Source organism: Pseudonocardia alaniniphila, assembly GCF_022524485.1.
Classification (GTDB): domain Bacteria; phylum Actinomycetota; class Actinomycetes; order Mycobacteriales; family Pseudonocardiaceae; genus Pseudonocardia; species Pseudonocardia alaniniphila.
In genome coordinates, this window is the sequence record NZ_JAKXMK010000020.1 from 53,581 (window position 1) to 79,325 (window position 25,745).

A 25,745-nucleotide genomic window follows, 5' to 3' on the forward strand; every position below is an offset into this window, starting at 1 on the left:
TACCAGGTCGTTACAACCGTTCCGCTAAGAGGAACGAAATCAGGACGCCTGGCGAAGAAGCTCCGTGACACCTGCGACGTCGCGTCCGTCCCGGAGGTCCCACACGGCCTGTGCGAGCTGCCGGGCAGTCTCAGGGCTCACCGACCGCTCGGCGTTGCCGGTGAACTTCACCGACAGCTCGGCGTCCGACAGCGGTCGCTGCGGGCCTCCTCGGTTGGCCCGCACCCGCTCGGTGACGGTGCGGCCGTCGGCCAGCTCGGCGGTGAGCACCGCGGGGAACTGGCGCGGGAAGATCGCGGTGGACTCCGCGTCGGCCTCGCACCGCACCAGCGCCGCGAGCGCCAGCCGGGCGGGGTCGGCAGCGGCTGCGTCGGTGAAGTCCTCGTGGAAGAGCCCGAGGCCGCCGCCGCCCAGCAGGGCCGCCGCGACGGTGTACGGACCGCTGAAGGCGGCGTGGTAGCCCGAGCGGGGCCGCGCCTTCTCCTCCGGCGGCTCGGCGATCGTCCGCAGCACGGGAGCGGGGACGCCGAGCGTCAGGCCCCGCACGGACTCCGGCGTCACCCCCGACGCCCGCAGCGCCAGCGCCGCGTCGATCCCGGCATGGGTGAAGTGGTTGCACGGATAGGGCTTGAAGAAGATGCCGGGGGTCTCCCACTGCTCGCCGAGTCCGTCGGTGACCCGCTCGACGTGCGCCCGGTCGCCGCAGAACGCCTGCAGGAACCCGAAACGGCCCTCCAGCACGGTCGGTGGTCCGGTGAGCCCGTGGCGTGCGAGGTCGGCAGCGGCCACACCGGCGTGGGCCGCCCACCCGCAGTGCACGCGCTTGATCGTGCCGCCGGTGCGGTTGGCCTCGATGATGCCCGCGCCCATGCTCGCCGCGATGCCGATCACCGAGGTGATCGTGTCGGCGTCGAGCCGGCGCAGCATCCCGGCTGCCACGGCGGCCCCGATCGCCCCACAGATCGCGGTGGCGTGCTGGCCGTGCTCGAAGAACACCGAGTTGCCCAGTTCCTCGTCGTAGCCCGCCATCCCGAGCCGGCAGGTCACTTCGATGCCGACGGCCGCGGCGTCGAGCATCGCCGTGCCGGACGCCCCCACCTGCTCGGCCACGGCCAGCGCGGCGGGCAGCACCGCGGAGGACGGGTGCAGCACCGAGGGCAGGTGGGTGTCGTCGAAGTCCAGGCTGTGCGCGAGCGTGCCGTTGACGAGAGCGGCCGACGGAGCGGGCAGCCGGTCGCGCGACCCGACGGCGGTCGCGACACCCGTGCCGCCCCACTCACGCACGACGGCGTCGACGATCCGGGCGGGCTCCTCGCCCCGTGCGGCGAGGCAGTTGCCGAGCACGTCGACCGTGCGGGCGGCGAGATCGTCACGCAGGGAGGCGGGCAGGCCGTCACGGACAACCCGCTCGGCGAGAATCCCCACCTGCTGTGCGGGGGTCGGGGTAGTCATGCGCCGACCACCGCAACCGGACGCACCGGCGATCCGGTGCCCCCGACGATCCGCAGCGGGGCCAGCACGAACAGGAACTCGGTGAGCCCCTGCCGGGAGGCCTCCTCCATGTCCAGGTGCTCGATGATGTGGATGCCGTTCTCCACCAGCAGGATCCGGTGCACGGGTAGGACACGGTGGCCCGTTCCCGGCGGGATGCGCTCGTAGGCCGTGGTGTCGGCGCCGGTCGCGATCACGCCGCGCTCGACCAGCCAGCGCGCACCGTCCTCGGTGACTCCCGGGACGCCGCTGTCGTGACCGATGTAGGCCACGGGGTCGGCGAAGTGCCGGGACCAGCCGGTGCGTACCAGAGCGACGTCACCCCGGCCGGGTTCGGCGCCGGCCCGCTCCGCGGCCGCGGCGAGGTCCTCGGCCGTGATGCCGTGGCCGCCCTCGAGCACCTCGGCACCACGCGTGGCCGCGACGTCGAGCAGCACACCACGCGTGATCATCGCCGGGATGCGCTCGGCGCCGTGCTCGGCGTGCCTGCCGCCGCGCTGCCCCGCCTCGGCGTCCACGCCGCCGTGCAGGCACCCGTCCTGGCTGACGTGCGAGAGCGCGTCGACGTGGGTGCCGACGTGACCTCCGGTGATGATGAGCTCGTTGGAGGCGGACCCGCCGTCGGGACGCACGGTGTCGCCGTGGCGGCGGATCAACGTCATCCGGAACCCGGGATGGTTCGGCGACGTCGACATTCCGGTGACGAGCGGATGGCTGAGCTCGACGGTCCGCACGCCGCGGGCGATCGCGGCGAGCAGGGCGGCCGTGGTGGGGTCGGTGGCGCCTGTGGTTCGGGCGGTCGTCATGGGCGTTCCCTCCCGGCCGCCGTCGGGGCGGCCGGATCGTCGAGTGCGGGGGCGAGGTCGAGCAGCCAGCGCGCGCCCGCGACCACCGCGGGGTCGACGAACCGGCCGCGGTCGTCCACGAATGCGCTCTGCCCGTTCTCCGTGGCGGCCTGCAGCGAGTCGAGCAGCGCGCGTGCCGAGTCGATCTCGGCCGGCGCCGGGGTGAAGGCCCGGTGCACGGGTTCGAGCTGGGTCGGGTGGATCACCGAGCGGCCGAAGAAGCCGTCGTCGCGCGCGGCGATGCTGTCGGTGGCGAGGCCGTCGAGGTCGGCGAGGTCGGTCCAGACCGCGGCCACGGGACTCGGGAGTCCGGCCGCCCGGTTGGCCACGACCACGCGCTGGCGGGCCCACCGCAGCGCCGAGGGGGTGCGGACATGCAGGTCGGCAGCCAGGTCGGCCTCGCCGAGTGACACTCCGGCGACCAGCGGATGGGAGCGGGCCAGCAGGAACGCGCTCTCGACACCCAGAGCAGACTCCAGCAGCAGGTGCACCGGCACGGCGAGCCGCTCGGCGAGCTCCGCGACCGCGACGGCGTCGGTCGCCTTGGGCACGCGCACCCCGTCGGGGCGGGCGCTCGCCAGCGCATCGATGTCGGCACGTGCCCACGGGCTGTCGAGGGTGTTCATCCGCACCCACACCGGCCCGGTCCGGGGCGCCTCCAGGGTCGCGACGGCCGCGGCACGCGCGGCGTCCTTGGCCTGCGGCGGTACCGCGTCCTCGAGGTCGAGCACCACCGCGTCGGCGGCGCCGGCCAGGGCCTTGCCCACGAGGTCGGTGCGGTGGGCGGGGACGTAGAGCCAGCTGCGGGCCCGGCCGAGTGCGGTGGCCGGGGCGGTCACACCGCACCCGCCGCGCGCAACTGATCCAGCCGTGCCTCGTCGACGCCGTAGCGGGCGAGCACCTCCGCGGTGTGCCGGCCCAGCGGCGGGCCCGGCGTCCGGACCCGGCCGGGGGTCTCCGACAGGCGGAACGGCACGTTCTGGAACCGGATCGGGCCCAGCTCGTCGTCCTCGATCCGGACGATGCTGCCGAGCGCCCGGAACTGCGGGTCCTCCAGCACGTCGGCCGCGGTGTAGATCGGGGCGACGGCGGCCTGGGCCTTCTCGAACTCCTCGATCACCTCGTCGCGGTTGCGGCGGCCGATCCACTCGCCCACCGCGTCGTCGAGCTCGTCGGCGTGCTCGGCGCGCTGGCGGCCGGAGGCGAACCACGGCTGCGCGGCCAGGTCGGGACGCCCGACCAGGTGCAGCACCCGCTCGGCGATCGACTGCGCGCTGGTGGAGACCGCGACCCACTGGCCGTCGGCGCAGCGGTAGGTGTTGCGTGGCGCGTTGTTCCCCGAGCGGTTGCCGGTGCGCTGCTGCAGCACGCCGAGCTGGTCGTACCCGATGATCTGCGGGCCGAGCAGCGTGAGCAGCGGCTCGATGATCGCCATGTCGAGCACCTGGCCGCGGCCGGTGGAGTCGCGGGCGCGCAGCGCGGTCATGATGCCGAACGCGGTGGTCAGCGCGGCGACACCGTCGGCGAGACCGAACGGCGGGAGTGTCGGCGGCCCGTCCGGCTGACCGGTGATCGCGGCGAAGCCGCTCATCGCCTCGGCCAGGGTGCCGAAGCCGGGCCGGTTCGAGTACGGCCCGAACTGGCCGAAACCCGTGACCCGCGCGAGCACCAGGCGCGGGTTGAGGTCGCTGAGCACGTCCCAGCCGATGCCCCAGCGCTCCAGCGTGCCGGGCCGGAAGTTCTCGATCACGACGTCGGCGTCGGCGGCGAGCGATCGGAACAGCTCCTGGCCCTGCGGGGTGGAGAGGTTGAGGGTGACCGACTTCTTGTTGCGGCCGAGCATCTTCCACCAGAGCCCGACGCCGTCGCGCTGCACGCCGTGGGTGCGCGACGGGTCGCCGCCACGCGGGTGCTCGATCTTGATCACTTCGGCGCCGTGGTCGCCGAGCATGGTGGCGGCCAGCGGCCCGGCGAAGAGTGTGGCGACGTCGAGGACCCGCAGGCCTGCGAGAGCGTCGCCGGTGACTGTGTCCGGCGTCGTGATCACGTCCTTTCCGTGGCGACCGCGCCCGCGGTCGCATTCGTGCCGGTGCCGGATCGCATGTGGGCACCGGGAGTGGCGCCGAGGCGCCGCGAGATGTGCTCGGCCACCGCGACGACGCGCGGGGCGATCAGCCCGACGAGCTCCTCGCCCATCCGGTAGCGCGGGCCGCAGACCGAGATCGCGCCGACCACCTCGTCCGACAGCCCGAAGATCGGGGCCGCGACCGACGCCGCGTCGCCCTGCCGCTCGCCTGCGGAGGTGGCGAAGCCGCGCTCCCTGACCAGGGCGAGGTCGGCGGCGAGCACGTCCGGGTCGACGATCGTGGCCGGGGTGAGCTTCTCCAGCGGAGCGTCGAGGACACCGGCGATCACCGCGGGCTCGGCGAAGGCGAGCATGCACTTGCCGCTGCTGCCGGCGTGCAGCGGGAACCGGCGCCCGAGCTCCACCGACATCGTGATCTCGTGGGTGCCGGTCACCTGATCGAGGTAGACGCGCCCGTGCGGCACCGGCGTGCTGAGGGTGGCGGTCTCGCCGAACTCGTCGCGGAGCTGCCGCAACAGGACGAGCGCTGCGGAGCGCAGGTCGGAGTCGCGCAGCGCCCTGGCACCGAGCGCCGCGACGGCCGGTCCGAGCCGGTACTCCCGCGTGGCCGGATCGAGCACCACGAGCTCCCGGCCTGCCAGCGACTGCAGGATCCGGTGCACCACGGCCTTGCTCAGGCCGAGCTCGCGGGCGATCCGCGAGACGCCGAGCGCCGACGGGCCCTCGGTGAACATCAACAGAACGTCTGCGACCCGCCCAGTGCTCTCCGTGCCGCCGCTCGGCTCCCCGGTCGTCGCCCCGGTAGTCGCCCCGGTAGTCACCATTGTCCCCGCCTGTCCGAACGTACCGCCTGACGGAACAAGCCTGAAGGTGTCGCTCTCGGCTGTCAAGGAGCGCTGTCGCAGGCCTTGCCCTTCTATGGCCCGAGAGGTAGAGATGAGAGACATCGAACGACTGAAAGTCGTTCCGGTGAGCGGAACGAAGGGGGCGAATGGACGTCGATCTCGTGGTCGCCGGAGCGGGCGGTGGACTCGCCGGCGCGCTCCGGACGGCGCAGCTCGGTATGGACGTGCTCGTGGTCGAGGCCGACGAGCACCACCTGCGCGGCAACAACACGTCGATGTCCACGGCGATGATCCCGGGGGCCGGCTCGCGCTTTCAGCGTGCTGCCGGCATCGACGACTCCCCGGAGGGGTTTCTCGACGACATCGCCGCCAAGACCGGCGGGCAGGCCGATCCCCGGGTCGCGACCGCCCTCGCCACGGTCAGCGCAGAGCTCGTGGAGTGGCTCGCCGACCACGTCGGGATGCCGATCGAGCTGGCCGGTGACGTGGACTATCCCGGGCACAGCGCGCGGCGGATGCACACCCTGCCCGGACGGCACGGGTCGGTGCTGCTGCAGTGCCTGACCGACGCCGTGCGGGCACACGACCGCATCGACCTGCTGGCCCCGGCCCGGCTCGTCGGCGTGGGCACCGCCCGGACAGGAAGCCGGAGCGCCGTCGTCCGGTACCCCGACGGGCGGAGTGAGGAGATCAGCGCGCGGGCCGTGCTGCTCGCCACCAACGGCTTCGGCGCCGACCCCGAGCTCGTCCGCACCCACCTTCCCGAGATCGCCGGCGTCGACTACCACGGCAGCGAACACTCACGCGGTGACGCGCTGCGGATCGGTGCGTCGCTCGGCGCGGCCACCGGCTGCCTGGATGCCTACCAGGGCCACGCCGCGGTGTCCGCCGCCGCGCGCACCCTCGTCACCTGGACGACGGTCATGCAGGGTGGGCTGGTGGTCGACGGGGAGGGCCGCCGCTTCGGCGACGAGACCCTCGGCTACTCCGAGTTCGCGGCGCTGCTGGCCGCGCAGCCCGGCGGGTACGGCTGGATCGTGCTCGACGAGCGCATCAACGACCTGTGCCTCAGCTTCACCGACTTCCGCGACGTCGTCGACAGCGGCGCCGTGCGTACCGCCGACACCCTCGGCGAGCTCGCGGAGCGCACGGGGATGTCCGCCCCGATCCTGGCCGCCGAGGTCGCCGCGATGGCAGCGGTGGCCAGGGGAGATGCGAGCGACCCGCACGGCCGCACCCACGTGGCTGCCCCGCTCGCCCCGCCGTACCAGGCGATCGAGGTCGTCCCCGCGCTCTTCCACACCCAGGGCGGCCTGCTGGTCGACGAGCACGGCCAGGTGCTCGACACCGCGGGCGCGCCGCTGGGTGGCCTGTACGCGTCCGGCGGCGCGGCGGTCGGCATGTCCGGCCACGGAGCCGCCGGCTACCTGGCCGGCAACGGGCTGCTGCCCGCACTCGGCCTCGCCTATCTTGCGGCCGACCACCTGGCCGCTGCATGACCAGCGACAACCCGATCCGCACACCGCCCTCGAGAGGTGACCGATGACCGACCTCATCATCCGTGACGTCAGAGTGGTCCGTCCCGGCGTCGAGGACGTCGACACCGCCGACATCGCGGTGGCCGACGGGCGCATCACGCAGGTGGCTCCGCGCATCGAGCCGGAGCCCGGCACCACCGTGCACGACGGCCGTGGCCGCCTCGCGTTCCCCGGCGTCGTCGACGCCCACCAGCACTGGGGCATCTACAACCCGCTCGCCGACGACACGGCTTCCGAGAGCAGGGCCTGCGCGCAGGGCGGCGTCACCACGTCGCTCACCTACATGCGCACCGGCCAGTACTACCTGAACCGGGGCGGGAGCTACGCGGAGGTGTTTCCCGAGGTGCTCGCCGCGGCGCAGGGACGCTCCTATGTGGACTACGGCTTCCACCTCGCGCCGATGCAGGCGTCCCACATCGACGAGATCCCCGCGCTGGTGGCCGAGCACGGCGTGACGTCGTTCAAGATCTTCATGTTCTACGGCAGCCATGGGCTGCACGGCCGCTCGTCGGACCAGAACGCGTTCCTGATGATCCCCGAGGGGGAGCGCTACGACCTCGCGCACTTCGAGTTCGTGATGCGCGGCGTGCAGGCGGCGCGCGAGGCGCACCCGGAGCTCGCCGACCGGATCTCCCTGTCGTTGCACTGCGAGACCGCCGAGATCATGACCGCCTACACGCGGATGGTCGAGCAGGCCGGTGACCTGTCCGGGTTGGAGGCCTACAGCGCCTCGCGCCCGCCGCACTCCGAGGGCCTCGCCGTCACCATCGCGTCCTACCTCGCCCACGAGACCGGGCTGCCCACGATCAACCTGCTGCACCTGTCGTCGGCGAAGGCGATGGAGGCGGCGATGCTGATGGCCCGCACGTTCCCGCACGTGGACTTCCGCAGGGAGGTGACGATCGGGCACCTGCTCGCCGACGTCACCACCGCGGACGGGATCGGCGGCAAGGTGAACCCGCCGCTGCGCCCGCGCGCCGACGTGGAGGCGCTGTGGGAGCACCTGCTCGCCGGGAACGTCAGCTGGGTGGTGTCCGACCACGCCTGCTGCAAGGAGGAGACCAAGTTCGGCGAGGACCCCGCGGACGTGTTCGCGGCCAAGTCCGGCTTCGGCGGCACCGAGTACCTGCTGCCCGGGCTGGTGGGGGAGGGCCGCAAGCGGGGCCTGTCCCTGTCGCGGATCGCGGAGCTGACGGCCGCCACCCCGGCACGCCGGTTCGGGCTGCCTGCCAAGGGTGACATCGCCCCCGGCTTCGACGCCGACATCGCACTCGTCGACCCCGACACGTCCTTCGTCGTGGATCCGGCCGACTCGGAGTCGACGCAGCAGTACACCCCGTTCCGCGGTATGGAGATCGGCGCCACGGTCACCTCGACGTTCCTGCGCGGCGAGCTCGTGTTCCAGGACGGAAAGATCATCGGCACTCCGGGCGGTCGTTACCTGAACAGATCTCGGAAGGCCTGAGCGAGGGGCGACTCGCGCGGGGGCCCGGCGCGGCGTCGGGCCCGGTGCGTGTCCTCAGCGGGAGGACGGGCCGGGCTTCGCCATCTGCCGGTGCGTGGCTGCCTTCAGCCGATCGGGTAGCAGCGCAGCCGCGACTCCCTGCGCCCTCGTGCCCAGCGACCTGGCCACGACCTTCGGGTCACCCTTCACCAGCGCTCGGAAGCCCTGCTCCGCGACCCGGGCCGGGTCGTCCTTCGACGACGCGCCCACCTTCGTGTCCCGCATGCCGGCGCGGCGGAAGAAATCGGTCTCCGTTGGGCCGGGCGTCAGCACGGTGATGGAGATGCGGGTGTCCTTGAGCTCGTTCTGCACTGCTTGGCCGAACGACTGCAGGAAGGACTTCGACGCGTTGTAGACGGCCTGGAACGAGCCCGGCACCGTGGCCACGACGGAGGAGGTGATCAACACCTTGCCCTCGTCACGGACGACCATGTCGTGCAGGAGCCGCTTGGCCAGGCGCACCGTCGAGGTGATGTTCAGGTCGATGATGTCGAGCTCGTCGGCCAGGTCGTTGTCGAGGAACGCACCGCCCTGACCGACCCCCGCATTGAGCGCCGCGACATCGACCGGGCGTCCGATCGCCGTGACGGCCGCGTAGACCTTCTCCACACCCTCGGCGGTGCGCAGGTCCGCCCGTACAGCGCGAACCCAGGCGCCGTACCCACGCAGCTCGGCCGCGGCGGCGTCCAGGCGGTCGTCCTCCGCGTTGACGAGGAGATCGAAGCCGTTCTTGGCGAGCTGCTTCGCCAGCTCCCGGCCGATCCCGCTCGACGCGCCTGTGACGACCGCCAAGGGTTTGCTCTCAGTAGAGGTCATGCGGATCGGCTACCCCGTGGCCGGGGCATTACGCCCGGTTTCCCCCGCTCCGGTGGGGGAATGTCTGCGTCGAGCGATCACCGGCCGAGCGGCGACCGGCCGAGGCGACGAGGAGGGCTCCATGCGAGCGGTCACCTGGCACGGCAGGCGTGACGTGCGGGTCGACACCGTGCCCGACCCGGCGATCCAGGACCCCACGGACATCATCGTGCGGATCACGTCGACGGGCATCTGCGGCTCCGACCTGCACCTCTATGAGGTGATGGGGCCGTTCCTCGACGAGGGAGACATCCTCGGGCACGAGCCGATGGGTGTGGTCGCGGAGGTGGGGGAGCAGGTCACCGAGGTGCGTCCGGGTGACCGGGTAGTGATCCCGTTCACCGTTTCGTGCGGCACGTGCTTCATGTGCGGCAGCGGGCTGCACTCGCAGTGCGAGACCACCCAGGTGCGCGAACACGGCAAGGGCGCGGCGCTGTTCGGCTACACGAAGCTCTACGGCCAGGTGCCGGGTGGCCAGGCCGAGTACCTGCGCGTCCCGTTCGGCAACACGCTCCCCATCACGGTTCCCGAGGGGCCGCCCGACGACCGGTTCGTCTACCTCTCCGACGTGCTGCCTGCGGCATGGCAGGCGGTGGAGTACGCCGCCGTCCCGCCGGGCGGGTCCCTCGTGGTGCTCGGGCTCGGGCCGATCGGTGACATGGCCACGCGGATCGCCCTGCACCGCGGGGTCGAGAAGGTCATCGGCATGGACCTCGTGCCGGAGCGGCTGGAGCGCGTGCGCGCCCGCGGCGTCACGGCGCTGGACGTGACCGGCCACGGCCGTCACCTCGGCGACTACGTCCGCGAGATGACGGGGGGCCGCGGCCCGGACGCCGTGGTGGACGCCGTCGGGATGGAGGCGCACGGCTCGCCGGTCGGGAAGCTAGCCCAGCAGCTCACGGGCCTGCTGCCGGACGCACTGGCGGCACGGCTGATGGAGACGGCCGGTGCCGATCGGCTGAACGCGCTCCACTCGGCGATCGAGCTGGTGCGCCGCGGCGGCACGATCTCGATCAGCGGCGTCTACAGCGGTACGGCCGACCCGATGCCGATGGTGACGATGTTCGACAAGCAGATCCGGCTGCGGATGGGCCAGGCCAACGTCCACCGCTGGGTGCCCGAGATCCTCCCGCTGCTCACCGACGCCGACCCGCTCGGCACCGAGGACTTCGCCACTCACCGGCTGCCCCTGGAGGCCGCCCCGGAGGCGTACGAGGCCTTCCAGGCGAAGAAGGACGGGATGGTCAAGACGCTGCTGCAACCCGGGCGCGCGTAGAAGGCGGTGCACTCAGAGCGGGCGAGGCGCGGTTCAGTGGTGGCCGGCCGGTTCGCTGCGCGGAAGGGGAAACACCGGATCGGAGTTCGTCCCGTGCCCCAGGGGGTTCTGCCCGTAGCCGCCGAGCATCCGGGCCACCCGCTCGATCTCCTCGGGCGGCAGCAGGCGGGGTTGCCCGAGTAGCTGCGCCTGGTGGTACAGGCGGCAGAGCCACTCCAGGTAGATGCTGCGGGTGTAGGCCTTCTCGAGGGTGTCGCCGTAGGTGGTGGCGCCGTGGTTCTGCAGGATCACGCCGTAGCGGCCGGCGAGCGCCCGCACGCTGCCCTCCGCGAGCTCGGGGCTCCCGTACGTGGCGTAGGGCGCCACCCGCACCGGGCCGCCGAGCAGCGCCACCATGTAGTGGATCGCGGGCAGCTCGTCCACCAGCGTGGACAGCGCGGTGGCGTACAGCGGATGGGTGTGCACCACGGCCACGGCGTCGGTCTCCGCGTAGACGCGTGTGTGCATGGGGAGCTCCGACGACGGCGCGAGCCCCTCCTCCACGGGCCTCCCGTCGAGGTCGACCACGCAGATCGAGGCGGCCGTGAGGTTCTCGTAGGGCACACCGCTCGGCGTGATGGCGATGTGGTCGCCGTATCGAACGGACAGGTTGCCCGAGGTGCCCACCGTCAGCTCATCGGCCTGCATCTGACGGCAGTACTGCACGATCTCGACGCGCTGGTTGGGCAGCAACATGTCGGACGGTCTCCTCTCGGGCGGCTGTCGCGGCGGGGTGCCCCCGGCACCGACGTACCCGAGAACACCTCATCACACAGCGCCGCCACGAAGGGATGAACGCGATGGACGACATGCAGGCCGACGTACAAGCGGTACTCGACCGGCTCATCGAGTCAGGCTCGGAGCGGGGCCTGCAGGTGGCCGTCTATCGCAACGGGGAGCAGGTGGTCGACGCGGTCGCGGGTGTGGCCGACGTGGAGACCGGGCGGCCTGTCACGGCGAGCACCCCGTTCTTCGCCACGTCGACGGGCAAGGGTGTCACCGCGACCGTGGTGCACGTCCTCGCCGAGCGTGGCGTGCTCGACTACGACACCCCGATCGTGGAGCTGTGGCCGGAGTTCGGTGCCCACGGCAAGCAGGGAGCCACGCTGCGGCACGCGCTGACGCACAGCACCGGCGTTCCGGGGCTCCCGGTCGCCACGCAACCCGAGGCCTTCCTCGACTGGGACGGGATGTGCGCCCTGATCGCGGACGCCGAGCCGTGGTGGGAACCGGGGACGGCCACCGGCTACCACGCGCAGACGTTCGGGTGGATCGTCGGGGAGATCGTCCGGCGGGCCACCGGGAAGCGGATCTCGCAGGTGCTCCACGAGGAGGTGGCCGAGCCCCTCGGTGTGGCCGACGAGCTCTTCTTCGGTGTCCCGCCCACGCAGTTGAGCAGGCTCGCCCGGCTGGAGGACCCGATGTCCGCAGCGAGCGGGGACGAGGAGCCGCCGGCGTTGCCGTCGCCGGGCGCTCCCGAAGGCTGGGTGTGGGCGCCGCCCGCGACGGCGCCCGTCGCCGCGTTCGGCAACCGCGCCGACCTGCTCGCCGCCGACATCCCTGCGACCGGCACCATGACCGCCCGCGCGGTGGCGCGGATGTACGCGGCACTCATGCACGACGTGGACGGCGTGCGGCTCATCTCGGATTCGCGGCTGCGGGAGGCCACGGCCCTGGCCGTGGAGGGCGTCGACGCCGTGTTCTCGTTCCCGGTGCAGCGCGGGCTGGGATACGCCGTGGGCGGGCTCGGTGGCGTGTTCGAGGGACCTGCGGTCTTCGGCATGCCCGGCAGCGGAGGGACCGCCGCGTTCGCCGACCGCGCGAGCGGCACCGCGGTGGCCGTGCTGAAGAACCGGAACACGATCGGCGACTTCACCACGATGCACCAGGTCTCCGCGGCCGTTGCCAAGCGGCACTAGCGCTTCGCCTCAGCCGGTGACCACCTCGTCGTGCCCGAGCGAGATCCGCGGGGCCAGCGCCCCGGAGCCTGCGGTGATCAGCGCGATCACCACGAGCAGCAGCGCGGGCGTCCACGACCGCCCACCGCTCACGGCGAGCAACGCGGTGGCGATCAGCGGGACGAAACCGCTGATCACGCTCGCGATGTTGGCCGAAAGCGCCACGCCGCTGTAGCGCAGCCGGGCCGGGAAGAGGTCGGTGAGCAGTGCGCCGGACACGGCGTAGGGGAGCGAGAGGCAGGCCACGGCCAGCGTCACCCCGAGGATCACGAGCGTGGTCGACGCCGTGTCGATGAGCCAGAACGCCGGGAACGCGACCAGCGCCGACACCAGGCCACCCGCTACCGTCACGCGGCCGGGCCCGTACCGCTCGGCCATCCGCCCGCCGACGAGCAGCACGACGATCTCGACGCCCGCCGCGACGAGCGTGCCGGTGAGCAGGACGGAGCTGTCGACCCCCAGGTACTCGGTGCCGTAACTGATCACGAAGGTGGTAGCGAGGTAGAAGCCGCCGACTCCCAGCAGCGTGGAGCCCGCGCCCACCAGCAGCTGCGGGAACGCCCGGCGAAACACCTCGGTGACGGGGGAGCGGGCCAGCTCGTCCTCGCGCAGAAGCTGCTCGAACAGCGGCGACTCCTCCACCCGTCGCCGGATCCAGAGCGCTATGCCGAGCAACGGGAACGCGGCGAGGAACGGGAGACGCCAGCCCCAGGAGTCGAAGCTCTCGGGCGGCAGCAGCGACACCGCGAGGAACGCTCCGGAGGAGAGCAGGGTGCCGATCGGTGAGCCGATCTGCGGCATGGCCGCGTACCGGCCGCGGTGCTCCTTCGGCGCGTGTTCGACGGCGAGGGTGACCGCACCGCCCCACTCACCGCCGACCGCCACGCCCTGCAGGAGCCGCAGCAGCGTGAGGAGCACGGGCGCGGCGACGCCGATGGAGAAGTAGGTGGGCAGCAGCCCGATCACGCCGGTGACGACACCGATCAGCGCGACCGTGATGATCAGACACGTCCGCCTGCCGATCCGGTCACCGAGGTGGCCGAAGAGGATCGCGCCGAGGGGCCGGGCGGCGAAGCCCACGGCGAAGGACGCGAACGCGCCCGCTGTGGCCACCACGGGGTCGTCACTGGCGAAGAACAGGTGGTTGAACACCAGCGAGGCGGCGGTGCCGAAGAGGAAGAAGTCGTACCACTCCAGGGCGGTGCCCACGAATGCGCCGAACGCGACCTTGCGGGCGTCCGCGTCGTTGACGGTCACCGGCTCGGCCACGGTCACGCCTCCGGATCGAGACCGAGCGCCGCCGCCCCATGAATGCAGCGCCCACCGACGAAGGTGGCGATCACGCCGGTGGATCCGATCCGGTCCGCAGGCACCGTGCGCTCGTCGGTGATGTCGTCGGTGAGCAGCACGAAGTCGGCCAGCTTGCCGGGGGTGAGGCTGCCCCGCTCGGCCTCCTCGCCCGCGATCCACGCCGCGTCGAGGGTGTAGGCGCGCAGGGCCGTGGTGGCGTCGACGCGCTCGTCGGGGCCGATGACCGCGCCCGACGACGAGAGCCGCTGCACCATCGACTGCATGCCGAGCAGCGGTGCCCCCGCCGCGACCGGACGATCGGAGCTGCCGGGAACGCGCACGCCTGCCCGCAGGAAGCTCGCATGCCGGTAGAGGCCGTCGGTGCGGTCCGGCCCGATCGCGGCGGCCATCGTGTCGCCGATCTCGTACAGGAACCGGGGCTGGGGCACAGGTGTGACGCCCAGCTGCGCCATCCGCGTGATCTGCGCGGGCGTGGTGACGGCGGCGTGCTCGATCCGCGGCCGCGCGCCGGGGCGCGGGTGGCGTGCCTGAGCCTCGGCGAACACGTCCAGGGCAAGGTCGACCGCGCGGTCGCCGATCGCGTGCGCCGCGATCCGCCAGCCCGACGCGTGCGCGTCGAGGATCCGGGAGCGCATGACGTCGGGGTCGTCCTGGAGGTAGCCGTGCGAGTGCCGGTCGCAGAACGGGTCGAGCATCGCGGCGGTGCGGGCCACCAGCGACCCGTCGAGGAAGATCTTCATCGGCCCGATCCGCAGCCGGTCGTCGCCGAACCCGGTGCGCACGCCCAGGTCCAGGCCGAACCGTACGGCGTCGTCGGCGTGGCCGGACAGCGGCCGTAACGCGCCCACGGTCGGCATCAGCTGCACCCGCACGCCGAGCTCACCGGCGTCGCGGGCCTGCTGGTAGGCGGCCAGCTCGAGCGGTGACCGGCCGATCCAGCCGGCCCCGATCCCGCACTCGGTGACGTGGGTCAGGCCCTCCCCGGCGTAGACGGCCGACGCGCGCCCGATCGCCCGCGCCAGCTCGTCGACGGGGTAGGGCACCATGAGATCCACGACCAGGTTCTGCGCCTGCTCCTCGAGCACCCCGGTGGGCTCGCCGGACCCGTCGGTGACCACCACCCCGCCGGTCGGCACCTTCGCCGAGCCGTCCAGCAGTCCGATCCGCTCCAGCAGTGGACTGTTCACCGTGCACACGTGCCCCGACCTGTGCTGCAGCCAGACCGGGCGCCCCCCGGCCGCCCGGTCCAGCCCGCGGCGGTGCGGGTGCCCGCCGATCGTGGTGTCGTCGTACCCCGTGCCGACGACCATCGCGCCCGCGTCCAGTGCCGCGGCGCGGGTGGCCACGCGCTCGTAGAGCGTGGCGAGGTCGGTGAGTCCGGACAGGTCGAGGGCCTCGAGCCCGTGTCCGAACCAGGCCATGTGGTTGTGTGCGTCGCCGAAGCCCGGGACGAGCGCGGCGCCCTGGGCGTCGATCTCGGTGCGGCCACGCAGGCCCTCGGCATCGAGGGCGAGCACGCGCCCGTGATGCACGGCGAGACTGCGGGCGCGCGGACGCTCGTCGTCCATCGTCACGACGGAGACGCCCCGCACCACCAGATCGACATCCATGTACGCGCGTCCTCATCCCAGGTGGTGCAGCCGCGTCAGCGGCAGCGTCGGCGATCGGTGCAGCGGGATCTCCCGGCCGTCCGCGCGCACGGGCACCGGCTCCGGGGCGATCTCCACCTGCGGGGTAGCGGTGTTGTGCAGCATGTCCGCGCAGGTCAGGTCGCGGCTGCCGGCGATGGGTGAGTACCGGCGACCGGCCGGGAGCGCGGCCCGCGCGCTCGCGTCGTCGAGGCACGCCTGCGAGACGAACACGTGCGCCAGCCGGGCGGGTGCGGCGCCCAGCCCTCCGTAGAAGGCGCGCATCCGGCGGGGCTGGGTGAGCCGGGTGGATCCGGAGCCCGAGCCTGCCGCGCCCCAGGCCACGAAGCCGGACTTGATCACCAGCTCCGGCTGGGCCCCGAACCACGCCGGGTTCCACAGCGCGATGTCGGCCAGCAGCCCGGGCCGCACGGACCCGACGTGCGCGGCCAGCCCGTGCGCGACGGCGGGGTTGTGGGTGAGCTTGGCGAGATAGCGCAGGACCCGGGCGTTGTTGACGACGTCCGGGCCGGTCTCGCCGGCGAGCGTGGCCTGCACGTGCGCGAGCTGCCACGTACGGCGGGCGGTCTCGGCGATGCGGCCCATGCCCAGCGAGTCGGAGTTGACGATGCTGATGGCGCCCTGGTCGTGCAGCCAGTTCTCGGCGGAGATGGCGTGCTCGCGGATGCGGCTCGCGGCGATCGCGGCGTCGCTGGGCACGTGGGCGTGGCCGCGGTGCACGGTGAGCGTCATCGGGCCGAGCTCCGCCACCGTGGACGGCGTGAGCGGCAGCGTGGGCGTGGTCGACGAGGTGAGCATGTTCTCGCGGGAGACGATCGAGAGCAGGTCGGGGTGCCCGCCGCCGCCCTCAACGTGGTAGGCGTGCACAGCGCGGCCGTCCACCGCGGCGAGGGTGTCGGCGAGGTAGCCCGCCTCGTTCAGCGTGTCGGTGTGCAGCGCCACCGGCAGGTCGACCTGCTCGGCCACGGTGAGGCAGGTGTCGATCGCCGGGGGAGTGGCGCCCCAGTCCTCGTGCACCTTGAAGCCGCCACAACCCGACAGCACCGCCTCCTCCAGCAGCTCGGCCGAGGTGGACGAGCCGCGCGCCAGGAAGGCAGCGTTGACCGGAACGCCCGCCCAGCCGTCGATGAGGGAGTGCAGGTTGTGGCGGGGGTTTGCCCCGACGTCCCAGACCCCGCCGATGCCCATCCCGACGATCGTCGTGACGCCGGCCGACAGCGCTGCCGGTACCAGGTCTGCGTTGGACAGATGGACGTGCGAGTCGACGATCCCGGGTGTCGCGATCAGCCCCTCGCCGGTGATCATCGCGGTGTGCGCGTCGACCTCGAGCTCGACGCCGTCCTGCACGTCGGGGTTGCCGGCGCGCCCGACGCCCACCACACGCCCGTCCTTGATGCCGATGGACGTCTTGCGGACCCCGAGCACGGGGTCGAGCAGCACGACGCCGAGCACGATCATGTCCAGTGCCGAGGCGCGGTCGGCGGAGCTGCTCACCAGCGCGCCGTGCCGGGCGGTCTTGCCGCAGCCGCCGATCAGCTCCTCGCCCGGCTCGGTGTCGTCGGCCTCGACCTCGATCCAGAGGTCCGTGTCGGCGAGCCGGATCCGGTCGCCGGTAGTGGGTCCGTAGAGCCGCGCATACTCGGCCCGGGGTAACGATGTCATGCACCGCCCCCGATCCGGACGACCGCGACCTCGCGCCGCGCTCCCGGGTCCACGCGCACCGCGGAGCCTGCGGCGACGTCGAGCCGGTAGCGGCCCGATGCGGGCAGCTGCACGTCGAGAGCGGGGTTGAGCTGGTCGAGCGGAACGTGCGACGACACCCAGATCACCGACGGGCCGGTGTTGCGCAGCACCGCGGCCGCCCGTTCGCGCCCTGGCGCCAGCTCGATGTCCCCGGCGGCGGGCCGGACGGCCCCGGGCCCGTCCGCGGGCGGCGGACCGAACGGCGCGTCGACGTGCACGAGCACGCTTCCGTGCGGGAACAGCGCCTCCACCTGCAGCGCCGGGACCGCGGAGGGCACGCCGTCGACGAGCTGTCCGGGGTGGAGCACCTCGCGAGCGCGGGCGACGATCTCGTCGTAGGGGAGGCCGTCCCAGGCGAGCTCGCAGATCTCGTCGCACACCAGCGCCACCGCCTCGGGGGCGCCGAGCCGGGCGCCGCGCGCGAGCCGACGACGGGCCAGGTCGGCGCCGCTCGCCAGGAGCAGGCGCTCCTGCTCCCGGGGCGTGAGGTGCATCGGATGAGCATGCGCCCTCTGGAACGGCGTTTGTAGCGTGATTCTGCACGGAAATCGCCGGTTACGTTGTGCATATGCACGATGGCGACCCTGAGGATGCCGGGCGGGAGCGGTGGACCGCGCTCATCGGCAGGCTGCGCGGCGACGCGGCGACGCTGGTGGTGGCGTTCATCGAACGGGTGCAGGCGATCCCGCCCTACGGGCGCGGCGTCGTGCCGATGGACCGGCTGGTGACCGACGCGACCCTCACCTTCGACGTCCTCCTGCGCCGGCTGGCCGGCCAGACCCTCCCCGACGGTATGCGCTCCATCGCGCCGACGATCGGCCGTGACCGGGCACGGCGCGGCGTGCCGCTGGACGACCTGCTCACGGCTGTGCGGCTGGACTTCCGCGTGCTCTGGTCGGCACTGCGGGATCGCGCCGCCCCGGCCGACGAGGCACTGCTCGTGGCTCACGCCGAGGACGTCTGGAACGTCGTCGAGGAATACTCCGCCCAGATCCAGGTGAGCTACCAGGTCGAGGCAGCGCTGCTCGCCAACGAACTACTGGGTGAGCGCACGATGCTCGTGGCGGCGCTGCTGGACAACGAGGCACCCACCCGCGACGAGGTGGCCAGGGTGGCCGTCGCCCTCGACGTGGAGGTGGACGCCGACCTGCTCGTGGCGGCCGCCCTGCCGGCGTCGGGGCAGTTGCTCCGGCGCGCCGCCGACCGGCTCGGCGCCGGCGGCCGGGAGGTGCACGTGCAGTCGACCGGCCGGCACGTGGTGCTCCTCGCGCGCTGGGAGGGTGGCACCGGCGCACCGGTGCGGGCGGCGCTCGCCGGGGTGCCGTGCGGCGTGGGCCCGCTCGCGCACGGGGTCGCGGCAGTACCGCGCAGCGCTCGGCTGGCGGGCGAGCTGGCCGACCTCCTGCCCGGCCTCGACGGTCCGCGCCAGCTGCCCGATGCGTGGCTCCCGCTCGCCGCAGCGAGGCTCGCCGACACCGCCGACGAACTCGTGCGAGCCGAGCTGGCCGGGCTCTCCCTCGCGCCGCCGCGCGAGCGAGAGCGGCTGGTGGAGACCGTGCGCGCCTACGCCGCTTCCGGCTCCGTCGCCGACGTCGCGGCGCGCCTGTACTGCCACCGCAACACCGTGCGGAGCAGGCTGCAGCGCTTCGCCGAGCTGACCGGGCGCGACGTCACGGTGCCCACGGACGCCGCTGTCGTCCTCCTCGCGATGCAGGCCTCGGAGGACCACGGACCTCGACCGGCGTGACGCGGAGGCAGCACGCGTGGTCGACTCGGCGGCGGACGCCGGAGCGCGTCCGGACATCGAGGAATGAACGTGACAGGAGCGAACGTGACGGAACTGTCCCCCTTCCACCTGGCCGTCCCCGTCGACGACATCGCGCGTGCGCGCGAGTTCTACGGCGGCGTGCTCGGTCTCGCCGAAGGCCGCTCGGATGTCCATTGGGTGGACTGGGACCTCGACGGCCACCAGTTCGTCACCCACCGGGCGCCGGGCTCGGGGCCCGTCGGCCATAGCGACGTGGACGGTCACCGCGTGCCCGTACCGCACTTCGGGCTCGTGCTCACCGTGGAGCGGTTCCACGAGATGGCCGAGCGGCTCCGCGCGGCGGGCACGGGGTTCGTGATCGAGCCCTACCTGCGGTTCGCCGGCGAGCCTGGCGAGCAGTGGACGATGTTCCTGCTCGACCCCGCTGGCAACGCACTCGAGTTCAAGGCGTTCAAGGACCGGTCGCAGCTGTTCGCGAAGTAGGCCGCGGATCGCGGGGTCCTGCGAAGAGTCCGGTATCCGGCCCGAGGTGGGTGTGCCCGCTCGCGGGTAGGGTGATCACGCATGAGCGATACCGGGACGGACACCGCTTTCTGGCACCCCTTCGCCCCGATGGGCGCGGTTCGCCACTCCGAGTTCGTGATCACCCGCGGCCAGGATGTGTGGCTCTTCGACGAGCAGGGGAGCCGCTACCTGGACGCCACGGCGAGCCTGTGGTGCGTCAACGCCGGGCACGGGCGTGCCGAGATCGTCGAGGCGGTCGCTGCCCAGATGCGCGAGCTCGCCACGTACCAGACGTTCGGCGACTTCGCGAACCATCCGGCCCAGGAGCTCAGCCGCCGCCTCGCCGCGCTCGCGCCGATGCCCGGGGCCAAGGTCTTCCTGGCCAGCGGCGGCGGGGACGCGATCGACACGGCGGCAAAGATGTCCCGGGAGTACTTCGCGCGCACCGGTGAGCCGGAGCGCACGGTGTTGATCAGCCGCGAGTACGCCTATCACGGCACCCACGGCTTCGGCACGTCGCTCGGCGGCATGCCGGCCAACCGGGTCGCCGCGCCGTTCGTGCCCGACGTCGTCCGCGTCGCCTACGACGACCCCGCCGCGCTCGAGAAGGAGATCGAGCTGATCGGGCCGGAGCGGGTGGCCGCGTTCTTCGTGGAGCCGGTGATCGGTGCGGGCGGCGTGCTTCCCCCGCCTCCGGGATATATCGAGCAGACCCGCGATATCTGCAGCCGCCACGGCGTGCTGTTCGTGGTCGACAGCGTGATCTGCGGTTTCGGACGGCTCGGCGACTGGTTCGGCGTCGACCGTTTCGGTGTCGTCCCCGATCTCGTCGTTTTCGCCAAGGGCGTGACGAGCGGGTACCTGCCGCTGGGCGGAGTCGTGGTCCACGAACGCGTGGCCGCTCCGTTCTGGGAACCGGGCGCACCCGCATTCCGGCACGGCGCCACCTACGCCGGGCATCCGACGGTCTGTGCCGCCGCCCTGGCCAACCTCGACGTCCTCGCCGACGAGGGCCTGCTCAAGCGTGCCGAGTCGTTGGAGACCACGCTGCACGCGGCCCTGCGTTCGCTGGGTGACCATCCGCTGGTGGCGGAGGTCCGCGGTGGCACCGGGGTGCTCGGGGCGCTGGAGTTCGACCCCGAGCGGCTGGCCTCGGAACCCGGGTTGCCTGCCGTGGTCGCACGCCACGCGCGTGAACGGGGCGTCCTGATCCGGCCCATGATCAGCTCGGTCGCGTTCTCCCCGCCGCTCACCCTCACCGACGATCACCTCGACCTGCTCACCGCGGCCGTTCGCGGCGCACTCGACGCCGCCGCTTGATCGCTCTGATTACCCGGAGCGCACGACACGCCGAAGGGGACGGTTCTGTCGTGGGTTGACGATCACATTGGGTGAGAAAGGTGGGACATCGCGACCCGGGAATCGCCACAGGTGGTACCGGGTCTCACTCAGCCAGGCACCCCTTCCGCCGGGACCGCGCTCTTTTCCACATCGGGTCGTTGACCCGAGTGAGAAAAGGCCGGATGGCGGCCCTGGATGGGGAGTGTGCGATGGCCGGTGAGGTGGTAAGTGGACGGCCCATGGCCCGGCACGCCGCGACCGATGACGGTATGAGCGGTGTGCTGGCCGAGGGCCGCGAGAGCGTTCTGACCGAGGATCGCCCGTACATGGGCGATCTCCTGAGGACACCGCCCGCGAGCATGGAAGCGCTCGACGAGCTCGCCCGCAGGCGGGCCTCGGCAGAGCAGGCCGCCATGGTTGCCGAGATCGATGCCGCCGCCGCTGCGGCCAGGGCTGCTGCGGCCATCGCGGCCGCCGCGCGCGCGGCGGAGGAGGCCGAGGCCGCGGCGGACGCCGCAGGCCGGGCGTCCGACGAGGCGACGGCCGCGGCTGCGGCCGAGGAGCGCACCAGCGCCGCACTGCGTGCCGGTATCCGGCAGGGAGCGCCTGCCGGACCAGGACAGGCCTCGTGGGTGCTGGCGGGTGGACCCGACGAGGGCCCGCGGTCATGGACCGTGATGCCGGGCGCGGCGCCGGGTATGGGCGCGCTGCCTCCGGGCCGTCCGATGCCCCCCGGGCCGGCGTCGTCGTACCCCTCGATGTTCCCCGTGGGCCACCCTGAGCGGGCTCCGTGGGACGTGCCGCCGGACGAGACTCCGACGGTGGAGGGAGCGACGGCCGGTCGCCGTGCGGCTCGCCGGCACGCGGCCGAGGCCGCCGAGGCGGAGACCACCGTCTTCCCCGTCGACGACAGCGACTACGAGTACGACGAGGACTACGCGGAGGACCTCGACGTCGACGAGTTCGACGACGAGCCGGAGTCCGACGAGGACGCGGCCGAGGACCAGCGCGTGCGGCGGCTCGACCGCAAGCTCGCGGAGCGGCAGCCACGGCGCTTCGGCCGGCGGCCGGTGCTGGTGGTCGTCGGGGTCGGTGCCGTGCTGGCGATCGTGGCGCTACTCGCCGCGCTGGTCAGTGCCGGGCCCGATCGCCGTCCGGCCGACGTCGGCTCGCCGCTTCCCACGATGGCGCCGCAGCCTCCGGCGGTCCAGGTGCCGCCGCCCGCGCCCGGCCCGGGTGCCGGGCCCGTGGAGGTCGACCCGACGAGCGAGAGCGCCGTGACCTTCCTGCGGGCGCTGCGTGCCGCCGAGATCCCGACGAGCCGGTCCGGCCGCGCGGAGATCGAGACCGCCGCGGTGATCTGTGAGGAGCTCGGCCAGGGCGTCACCGCGGACAAGATCGCGAGGACGGTGCCCGCCGCCCTTCCGTCGGTGCCGCGCAGGCAGGCGGCCGAGGTCGTCGACCTCGCGAAGGATCTCTACTGCTGAGCCTGGGGGGTCGGCGCGCTCTGCTCCCGTGGGGGGATCACGGGGGGCAGAGCGTTCCGGCTTGCGGGATGATTCCTCCCACCAGCATGGCGTCCACGACCGAGCTGACGCAGGGGGTGCGCGGATAGGCCCCCGTCCCGGAGCCCTGCCACCCGAGGAAGCGGGCAGAGGCCAGGGAGTCGGCGGTGCGCCGGGAGCCGTCCTGCGGACCGCGCGGATCGGCCGCCGTGCCGATGACCAGGATCGGAGGTGCGCCGTCGGCCTGGCCGGTGGCAGGCGCCGGACCGCCCGCCGGCCATGGGGCGCAGTCCAGCAGCCGGAGCGCGAACGTCCCGCCGAAGATCGGGTACGTCGTGCGCCACCGCTGTGCGAGATCGCTGATCTCCCCCGGGGACAGGCGCCGCCGGGCATCGTTGCAGCTGGCCGCGAGCATGCCGTCGAACTGCCCTCTCGGCCCGACCAGCGGTGCGAGCCGGGTGAGCAGGGGAGCGGGGTCACCGGTGTTCGCCGCGGCCAGCGCCCGGCCGAGCTCGGGCCAGTCCCGCGGCTCGGCCAGTCCGGCGAGCAGCGCCGTGATGGTGGCACCCGCGGTGAGCCGTTCGCCGTCGGCTCCGGCGAGGGGTTGCGTGCGCAGCCGTTGGATCAGCGCGATGACCGTGGCGCGCGGGTCCGGTCCGAGCGGGCAGTCGGCGCGGGCCGTACATGCCACGGCGAACGCGCCGAACGCCGCCTCGGCGGCACCGGCTCGGCTCTCGCTGAGGTCGGGCTCGTCGAGGGTGGGGTGCGTGGGACCGTCGAGCACGAGCCTGCCGACCGCCGTCGGTGTGGTGCGCGCCCAGTCGGCGAGCGCCGTCGCCCCGTCGCCCACACCGATCGCGGAGAGCCGGTCGACGCCGAGCGCGTCGCGGAGGAGCTCGATGTCCGAGGCCGAGGCCGATGTGCGGTAGCCGCTGAGCCCACCGTCGAGCGCGAGGTTGCACTCCTGCACGACCGCACGGGCCTGCTCCAGCAGCGAGTCGAGCGTCGACTCGTCCGACTTCCCGGGATCGGCGTCGACGAGGGCGGCGCGGGCGTTGTCGGGCGCGCAGTCGAGCAGATCCTCGCCTGCGCCGCGGCGATCCAGCCCGATCAGCGTGTACTGCTGCAGCACCTCGGGCGACACCTGCTCAGCGAGCCGCACGGCGTTGCGGGCCGACGGCACGGCCGTAGAGTCGCCCAGGGCGAGCAGCGGCGGGTTGTCCAGCGGAGACGAGGCCAGGCCGACGCGCACCACGCCGAGCGAGGCGGCGCCGAGCCCCGGCTGGTCGGGGTCGGCGGGCACCGTGAGCTCGCTGCACTCGACCCGCAGCGTCCGGTCGGAAGGGACGGGCGTGGGCAGCATCGCGAGCTCGTCCTCGGTGCAGTCGGTGAACGGCATCGAGGAGTGCTGCTGCTCCGGCGCGGGCAGCGAGACGTCGGGGAGCGGTGGCTGATCGGCGGGGCTCGTCGGCGCGGCCGGCATGTTCTCACCGCGCACGGCCACCGGCGGGCGTTGTGACGGGCCGACGGTGCAGCCCGCGACGAGTGCGGCCAGGCAGACGAGCACTGCGGCGACCGCATGACGCGGTGGTCGTGCCACGTGCCCTCCCGATCCTGCTGGTGGGCGCCCAGGACTGCCCTATCAGGGCAGCCTGCCCCACCAGCGGTGTGGGGAGAGTGAACGGAGGGTCAGGCCACCCGGGGATGGGGCGTCGAGGTGTCGAGCTCCAGCCGTACGGCGGTGGGCAGCGCCGCGATCCCGAGCGAGTCGCGGGCCACCCCGAGCACCTCGTCGTGCAGCCGGTCGAGCACGGTTCGCACCTCGGCGTCGTCGGCCAGCCACAGCGTGAGGCGCAGGGCAGGCGCGTCGTCGGTGCCGACCATCCGTGCCCTGGCCCGTCCCACACCGGGGATGGCGCTCACCTGGGCGCTGATCGCCTCGGCCATGGCCGAGGAGCTGATGACGATCGCGGTGTCCGGTCCGCCGTCGAGTACGAGGTCGGGGTGCCGCTCGGGCCGCAGTGACCGTGCCGCCCACGTCAGCCCCAGGAGCACGAGCAGCACGCCGGCGCCGAGGACCACCAGGCGCGCGACGTCGGGCTGGACGCGCATCGCGTCGACGATCATCGGGTCGAGCAGCGGCCGCCCGGCCCGGGCGACGCCGAAGACGCCGTAGGACAGCAGTGCGACGAGCACACCGCCGACCATGAGGACGAGCCCGATCAGCACCGCGAGGGTGCGATCGACCGCTGCGGACCTGGTCAGGGCCGCACGGGCGCGTCTGTGCAGCACGGCGTCGGAGGGCGTCGGGCGTGGGGGACGCTCGGCAGGGACGGTGCCGTTCTCCGGTGCGACGGGCGTGGTCATCGGGTTCCCTGCCGTTCCTGGACGAGGACGGACACCCGCGGGCGGCGGTGCAACGGCAGCTCGTCGAGCAACTCCTCGACGCGGGCCCGGACGACATCGCGCAGCTCCGGATCCGCCGCGCCCCACGCCTGCGCGATCACCGACACGTGCCGCGGCGACACGGTCACCGAGGCGCTGAAGATGTCGTCGGTGCCGCGGACCCGCGTGCCCACGAGCCGGGCCAGCACCCGGGGCGCGGTGACGGCGGTGATCTCCGGCGCCGGGCCGTCCAGATTGATGTGGGAGCGCCGGGCCAGCAGCCCGACCAGCAGCAGCAGGAGGCCGAGCACGGCGACCGAGATCGCGATCCCCGGAACGGGGGCCTCGTTCCACGACGTCATCTCGACCTGGGGCCGCCAGAGGTGCCACGGCACGACGAGCCCGGTGACCACGTTGCGGCGTAGCCACGCGGCGATCACCTCGATCACGATGAGCACCCCCGCCGCGGCCATGCAGAGACCGATCAGCAGGCCGAGCAGACGAAGCAGCATGCGCATGTCGTTCCTCCTGGCCTGGGGCTACCGCGGCCGTGGCCCGAGGTGATGGGCACCGCGCAGCCCGGACACGACCACCGTGCAGGCCCGCACGTGGTGCCCGGCGAGGCGGTCGAGCTCGTGGCTCACCCGCTCACGCACGGCGCTCACCACCGTTCGTACGGCCGCCGGGTACTGCAGGTGGAGTTCGAGCCGCACGTCGACGGCGGACGGGTCACCGGACCCGGTGGTGATCTTCGCGCTGGCTCCCGCCTCGCCCACGTCGATCCCGGCGAGTCGCCGCTCGTGGCGCAGGGTGCCCGGAACCTGGTCCGCGGCGTGCTCGACGATCTTCCGCAGGACGACCGGGTTGATCTCGAGCCGCCCCCGCTCCTCGACCGCCGGGAGGGTCCGGCCGTTCACCGGTCCCGACCTCGGCCGAGCATGGTGTTGATGTCGAGCCTTCCGTCGACCACCGAGCCGATGAGGAGGCCCAGCACGCCCACGACCAGCACGATCAGGAAGACGCCGAAGCCGCCGAAGGCTCCGGCGAGGCCGAGGACGAGACCGGCGAGCAGGCCGGTCTGGGTGTAGTTCATCTGCTTCTC

General features: G+C 72.9%; 24 protein-coding genes. 8 read left to right on the top strand and 16 right to left on the bottom strand.

All coding sequences use genetic code 11. The annotated features are described in order from the left end of the window. Window positions 1-39 precede the first annotated feature (39 nt). Genes MMF94_RS22870 through MMF94_RS22890 form a run of 5 tightly spaced genes read right to left on the bottom strand, consistent with a single transcriptional unit; the run spans window position 40 to window position 5,246 of the window. Window positions 40-1,452 carry an MmgE/PrpD family protein gene (locus MMF94_RS22870; RefSeq protein ID WP_241039196.1) on the bottom strand — a complete coding sequence of 471 codons (1,413 nt, stop codon included), beginning with the start codon at window positions 1,450-1,452 and terminating at the stop codon, window positions 40-42. After that, on the bottom strand, window positions 1,449-2,297 hold the full coding sequence (locus tag MMF94_RS22875) for a cyclase family protein (RefSeq protein WP_241039197.1): 849 nt from the start codon (window positions 2,295-2,297) through the stop codon (window positions 1,449-1,451). The genes MMF94_RS22870 and MMF94_RS22875 overlap by 4 nt, the downstream gene beginning before the upstream one ends. Further along, the gene (locus tag MMF94_RS22880; protein WP_241039198.1) at window positions 2,294-3,175 is read right to left on the bottom strand and encodes an HpcH/HpaI aldolase/citrate lyase family protein; all 882 of its coding nucleotides are present in this window, start codon (window positions 3,173-3,175) and stop codon (window positions 2,294-2,296) included. The genes MMF94_RS22875 and MMF94_RS22880 overlap by 4 nt, the downstream gene beginning before the upstream one ends. Beyond that, complete coding sequence (locus MMF94_RS22885) at window positions 3,172-4,380, bottom strand: CaiB/BaiF CoA transferase family protein (RefSeq protein WP_241039372.1); 1,209 nt, start codon at window positions 4,378-4,380, stop codon at window positions 3,172-3,174. Before MMF94_RS22885 ends, MMF94_RS22880 begins: the two co-directional genes overlap by 4 nt. Continuing rightward, on the bottom strand, window positions 4,380-5,246 hold the full coding sequence (locus tag MMF94_RS22890; protein WP_277398798.1) for an IclR family transcriptional regulator: 867 nt from the start codon (window positions 5,244-5,246) through the stop codon (window positions 4,380-4,382). Before MMF94_RS22890 ends, MMF94_RS22885 begins: the two co-directional genes overlap by 1 nt. Before the next feature lie 167 nt (window positions 5,247-5,413). Here MMF94_RS22890 and MMF94_RS22895 point away from each other — a divergent pair, with 167 nt between their 5' ends. Together MMF94_RS22895 and MMF94_RS22900 are read left to right on the top strand one after the other, a co-directional pair. Continuing rightward, entirely contained in the window at window positions 5,414-6,766 is a 1,353-nt protein-coding gene (locus MMF94_RS22895) for an FAD-dependent oxidoreductase (RefSeq protein WP_241039200.1), read from the top strand. 43 nt (window positions 6,767-6,809) lie between these two features. Beyond that, window positions 6,810-8,270 carry a dihydroorotase gene (locus MMF94_RS22900; protein ID WP_241039201.1) on the top strand — a complete coding sequence of 487 codons (1,461 nt, stop codon included), beginning with the start codon at window positions 6,810-6,812 and terminating at the stop codon, window positions 8,268-8,270. Between the two features lie 54 nt (window positions 8,271-8,324). On the opposite strand, the gene MMF94_RS22905 is transcribed toward MMF94_RS22900, so the two are convergent. Then, window positions 8,325-9,125 (bottom strand): SDR family NAD(P)-dependent oxidoreductase, encoded by an 801-nt coding sequence (locus tag MMF94_RS22905; protein ID WP_241039202.1) that lies wholly within the window; start codon window positions 9,123-9,125, stop codon window positions 8,325-8,327. A gap of 121 nt (window positions 9,126-9,246) precedes the next feature. On the opposite strand from MMF94_RS22905, the gene MMF94_RS22910 reads away from it, so the two are divergent. Continuing rightward, the gene (locus tag MMF94_RS22910; RefSeq protein WP_241039203.1) at window positions 9,247-10,440 is read left to right on the top strand and encodes a zinc-dependent alcohol dehydrogenase; all 1,194 of its coding nucleotides are present in this window, start codon (window positions 9,247-9,249) and stop codon (window positions 10,438-10,440) included. Window positions 10,441-10,473: 33 nt separating this feature from the next. Here the strand turns inward: MMF94_RS22910 and MMF94_RS22915 are convergent, their stop codons facing one another. Then, window positions 10,474-11,175, bottom strand: coding sequence for a class II aldolase/adducin family protein (locus tag MMF94_RS22915; RefSeq protein WP_241039204.1), 702 nt, complete (start codon window positions 11,173-11,175; stop codon window positions 10,474-10,476). Window positions 11,176-11,279: 104 nt separating this feature from the next. Between MMF94_RS22915 and MMF94_RS22920 the strand changes: the two genes are divergently transcribed. Further along, window positions 11,280-12,398 (top strand): serine hydrolase domain-containing protein, encoded by a 1,119-nt coding sequence (locus tag MMF94_RS22920; RefSeq protein WP_241039205.1) that lies wholly within the window; start codon window positions 11,280-11,282, stop codon window positions 12,396-12,398. A gap of 9 nt (window positions 12,399-12,407) precedes the next feature. On the opposite strand, the gene MMF94_RS22925 is transcribed toward MMF94_RS22920, so the two are convergent. The 4 genes from MMF94_RS22925 to MMF94_RS22940 are packed head-to-tail and all read right to left on the bottom strand — an operon-like array spanning window position 12,408 to window position 17,634. Continuing rightward, the gene (locus tag MMF94_RS22925; RefSeq protein ID WP_241039206.1) at window positions 12,408-13,706 is read right to left on the bottom strand and encodes an MFS transporter; all 1,299 of its coding nucleotides are present in this window, start codon (window positions 13,704-13,706) and stop codon (window positions 12,408-12,410) included. A 2-nt stretch (window positions 13,707-13,708) separates the two neighbouring features. Further along, window positions 13,709-15,358 carry an amidohydrolase gene (locus MMF94_RS22930; protein WP_241039207.1) on the bottom strand — a complete coding sequence of 550 codons (1,650 nt, stop codon included), beginning with the start codon at window positions 15,356-15,358 and terminating at the stop codon, window positions 13,709-13,711. A gap of 12 nt (window positions 15,359-15,370) precedes the next feature. After that, entirely contained in the window at window positions 15,371-17,059 is a 1,689-nt protein-coding gene (locus tag MMF94_RS22935; RefSeq protein ID WP_241039208.1) for an urease subunit alpha, read from the bottom strand. Further along, the gene (locus MMF94_RS22940) at window positions 17,056-17,634 is read right to left on the bottom strand and encodes an urease subunit gamma (RefSeq protein ID WP_241039209.1); all 579 of its coding nucleotides are present in this window, start codon (window positions 17,632-17,634) and stop codon (window positions 17,056-17,058) included. Before MMF94_RS22940 ends, MMF94_RS22935 begins: the two co-directional genes overlap by 4 nt. 74 nt (window positions 17,635-17,708) lie before the next feature. Between MMF94_RS22940 and MMF94_RS22945 the strand changes: the two genes are divergently transcribed. From MMF94_RS22945 to MMF94_RS22960, 4 genes are all read left to right on the top strand, one after another. Then, window positions 17,709-18,887 carry a PucR family transcriptional regulator gene (locus MMF94_RS22945; RefSeq protein WP_241039210.1) on the top strand — a complete coding sequence of 393 codons (1,179 nt, stop codon included), beginning with the start codon at window positions 17,709-17,711 and terminating at the stop codon, window positions 18,885-18,887. An 84-nt stretch (window positions 18,888-18,971) separates the two neighbouring features. After that, on the top strand, window positions 18,972-19,391 hold the full coding sequence (locus MMF94_RS22950; protein ID WP_241039211.1) for a VOC family protein: 420 nt from the start codon (window positions 18,972-18,974) through the stop codon (window positions 19,389-19,391). 81 nt (window positions 19,392-19,472) lie between these two features. Continuing rightward, complete coding sequence (locus MMF94_RS22955) at window positions 19,473-20,732, top strand: aminotransferase family protein (protein ID WP_241039212.1); 1,260 nt, start codon at window positions 19,473-19,475, stop codon at window positions 20,730-20,732. Window positions 20,733-20,962: 230 nt separating this feature from the next. Beyond that, complete coding sequence (locus MMF94_RS22960; RefSeq protein WP_241039213.1) at window positions 20,963-22,240, top strand: DUF732 domain-containing protein; 1,278 nt, start codon at window positions 20,963-20,965, stop codon at window positions 22,238-22,240. A gap of 37 nt (window positions 22,241-22,277) precedes the next feature. Here MMF94_RS22960 and MMF94_RS22965 read toward each other — a convergent pair whose 3' ends face one another. The 5 genes from MMF94_RS22965 to MMF94_RS22985 form a co-directional block, all read right to left on the bottom strand. Then, window positions 22,278-23,858: an alpha/beta hydrolase gene (locus MMF94_RS22965; protein WP_241039214.1), complete on the bottom strand. Its 1,581-nt coding sequence runs from the start codon at window positions 23,856-23,858 to the stop codon at window positions 22,278-22,280. Between the two features lie 89 nt (window positions 23,859-23,947). Beyond that, window positions 23,948-24,625, bottom strand: a complete 678-nt coding sequence (locus tag MMF94_RS22970; RefSeq protein WP_241039215.1) for an Asp23/Gls24 family envelope stress response protein — start codon at window positions 24,623-24,625, stop codon at window positions 23,948-23,950. After that, window positions 24,622-25,161, bottom strand: coding sequence for a DUF6286 domain-containing protein (locus MMF94_RS22975; protein ID WP_241039216.1), 540 nt, complete (start codon window positions 25,159-25,161; stop codon window positions 24,622-24,624). Before MMF94_RS22975 ends, MMF94_RS22970 begins: the two co-directional genes overlap by 4 nt. 21 nt (window positions 25,162-25,182) lie before the next feature. After that, on the bottom strand, window positions 25,183-25,560 hold the full coding sequence (locus MMF94_RS22980) for an Asp23/Gls24 family envelope stress response protein (RefSeq protein WP_241039217.1): 378 nt from the start codon (window positions 25,558-25,560) through the stop codon (window positions 25,183-25,185). Further along, complete coding sequence (locus MMF94_RS22985) at window positions 25,557-25,736, bottom strand: hypothetical protein (protein ID WP_241039218.1); 180 nt, start codon at window positions 25,734-25,736, stop codon at window positions 25,557-25,559. Before MMF94_RS22985 ends, MMF94_RS22980 begins: the two co-directional genes overlap by 4 nt. Window positions 25,737-25,745: the final 9 nt, after the last annotated feature.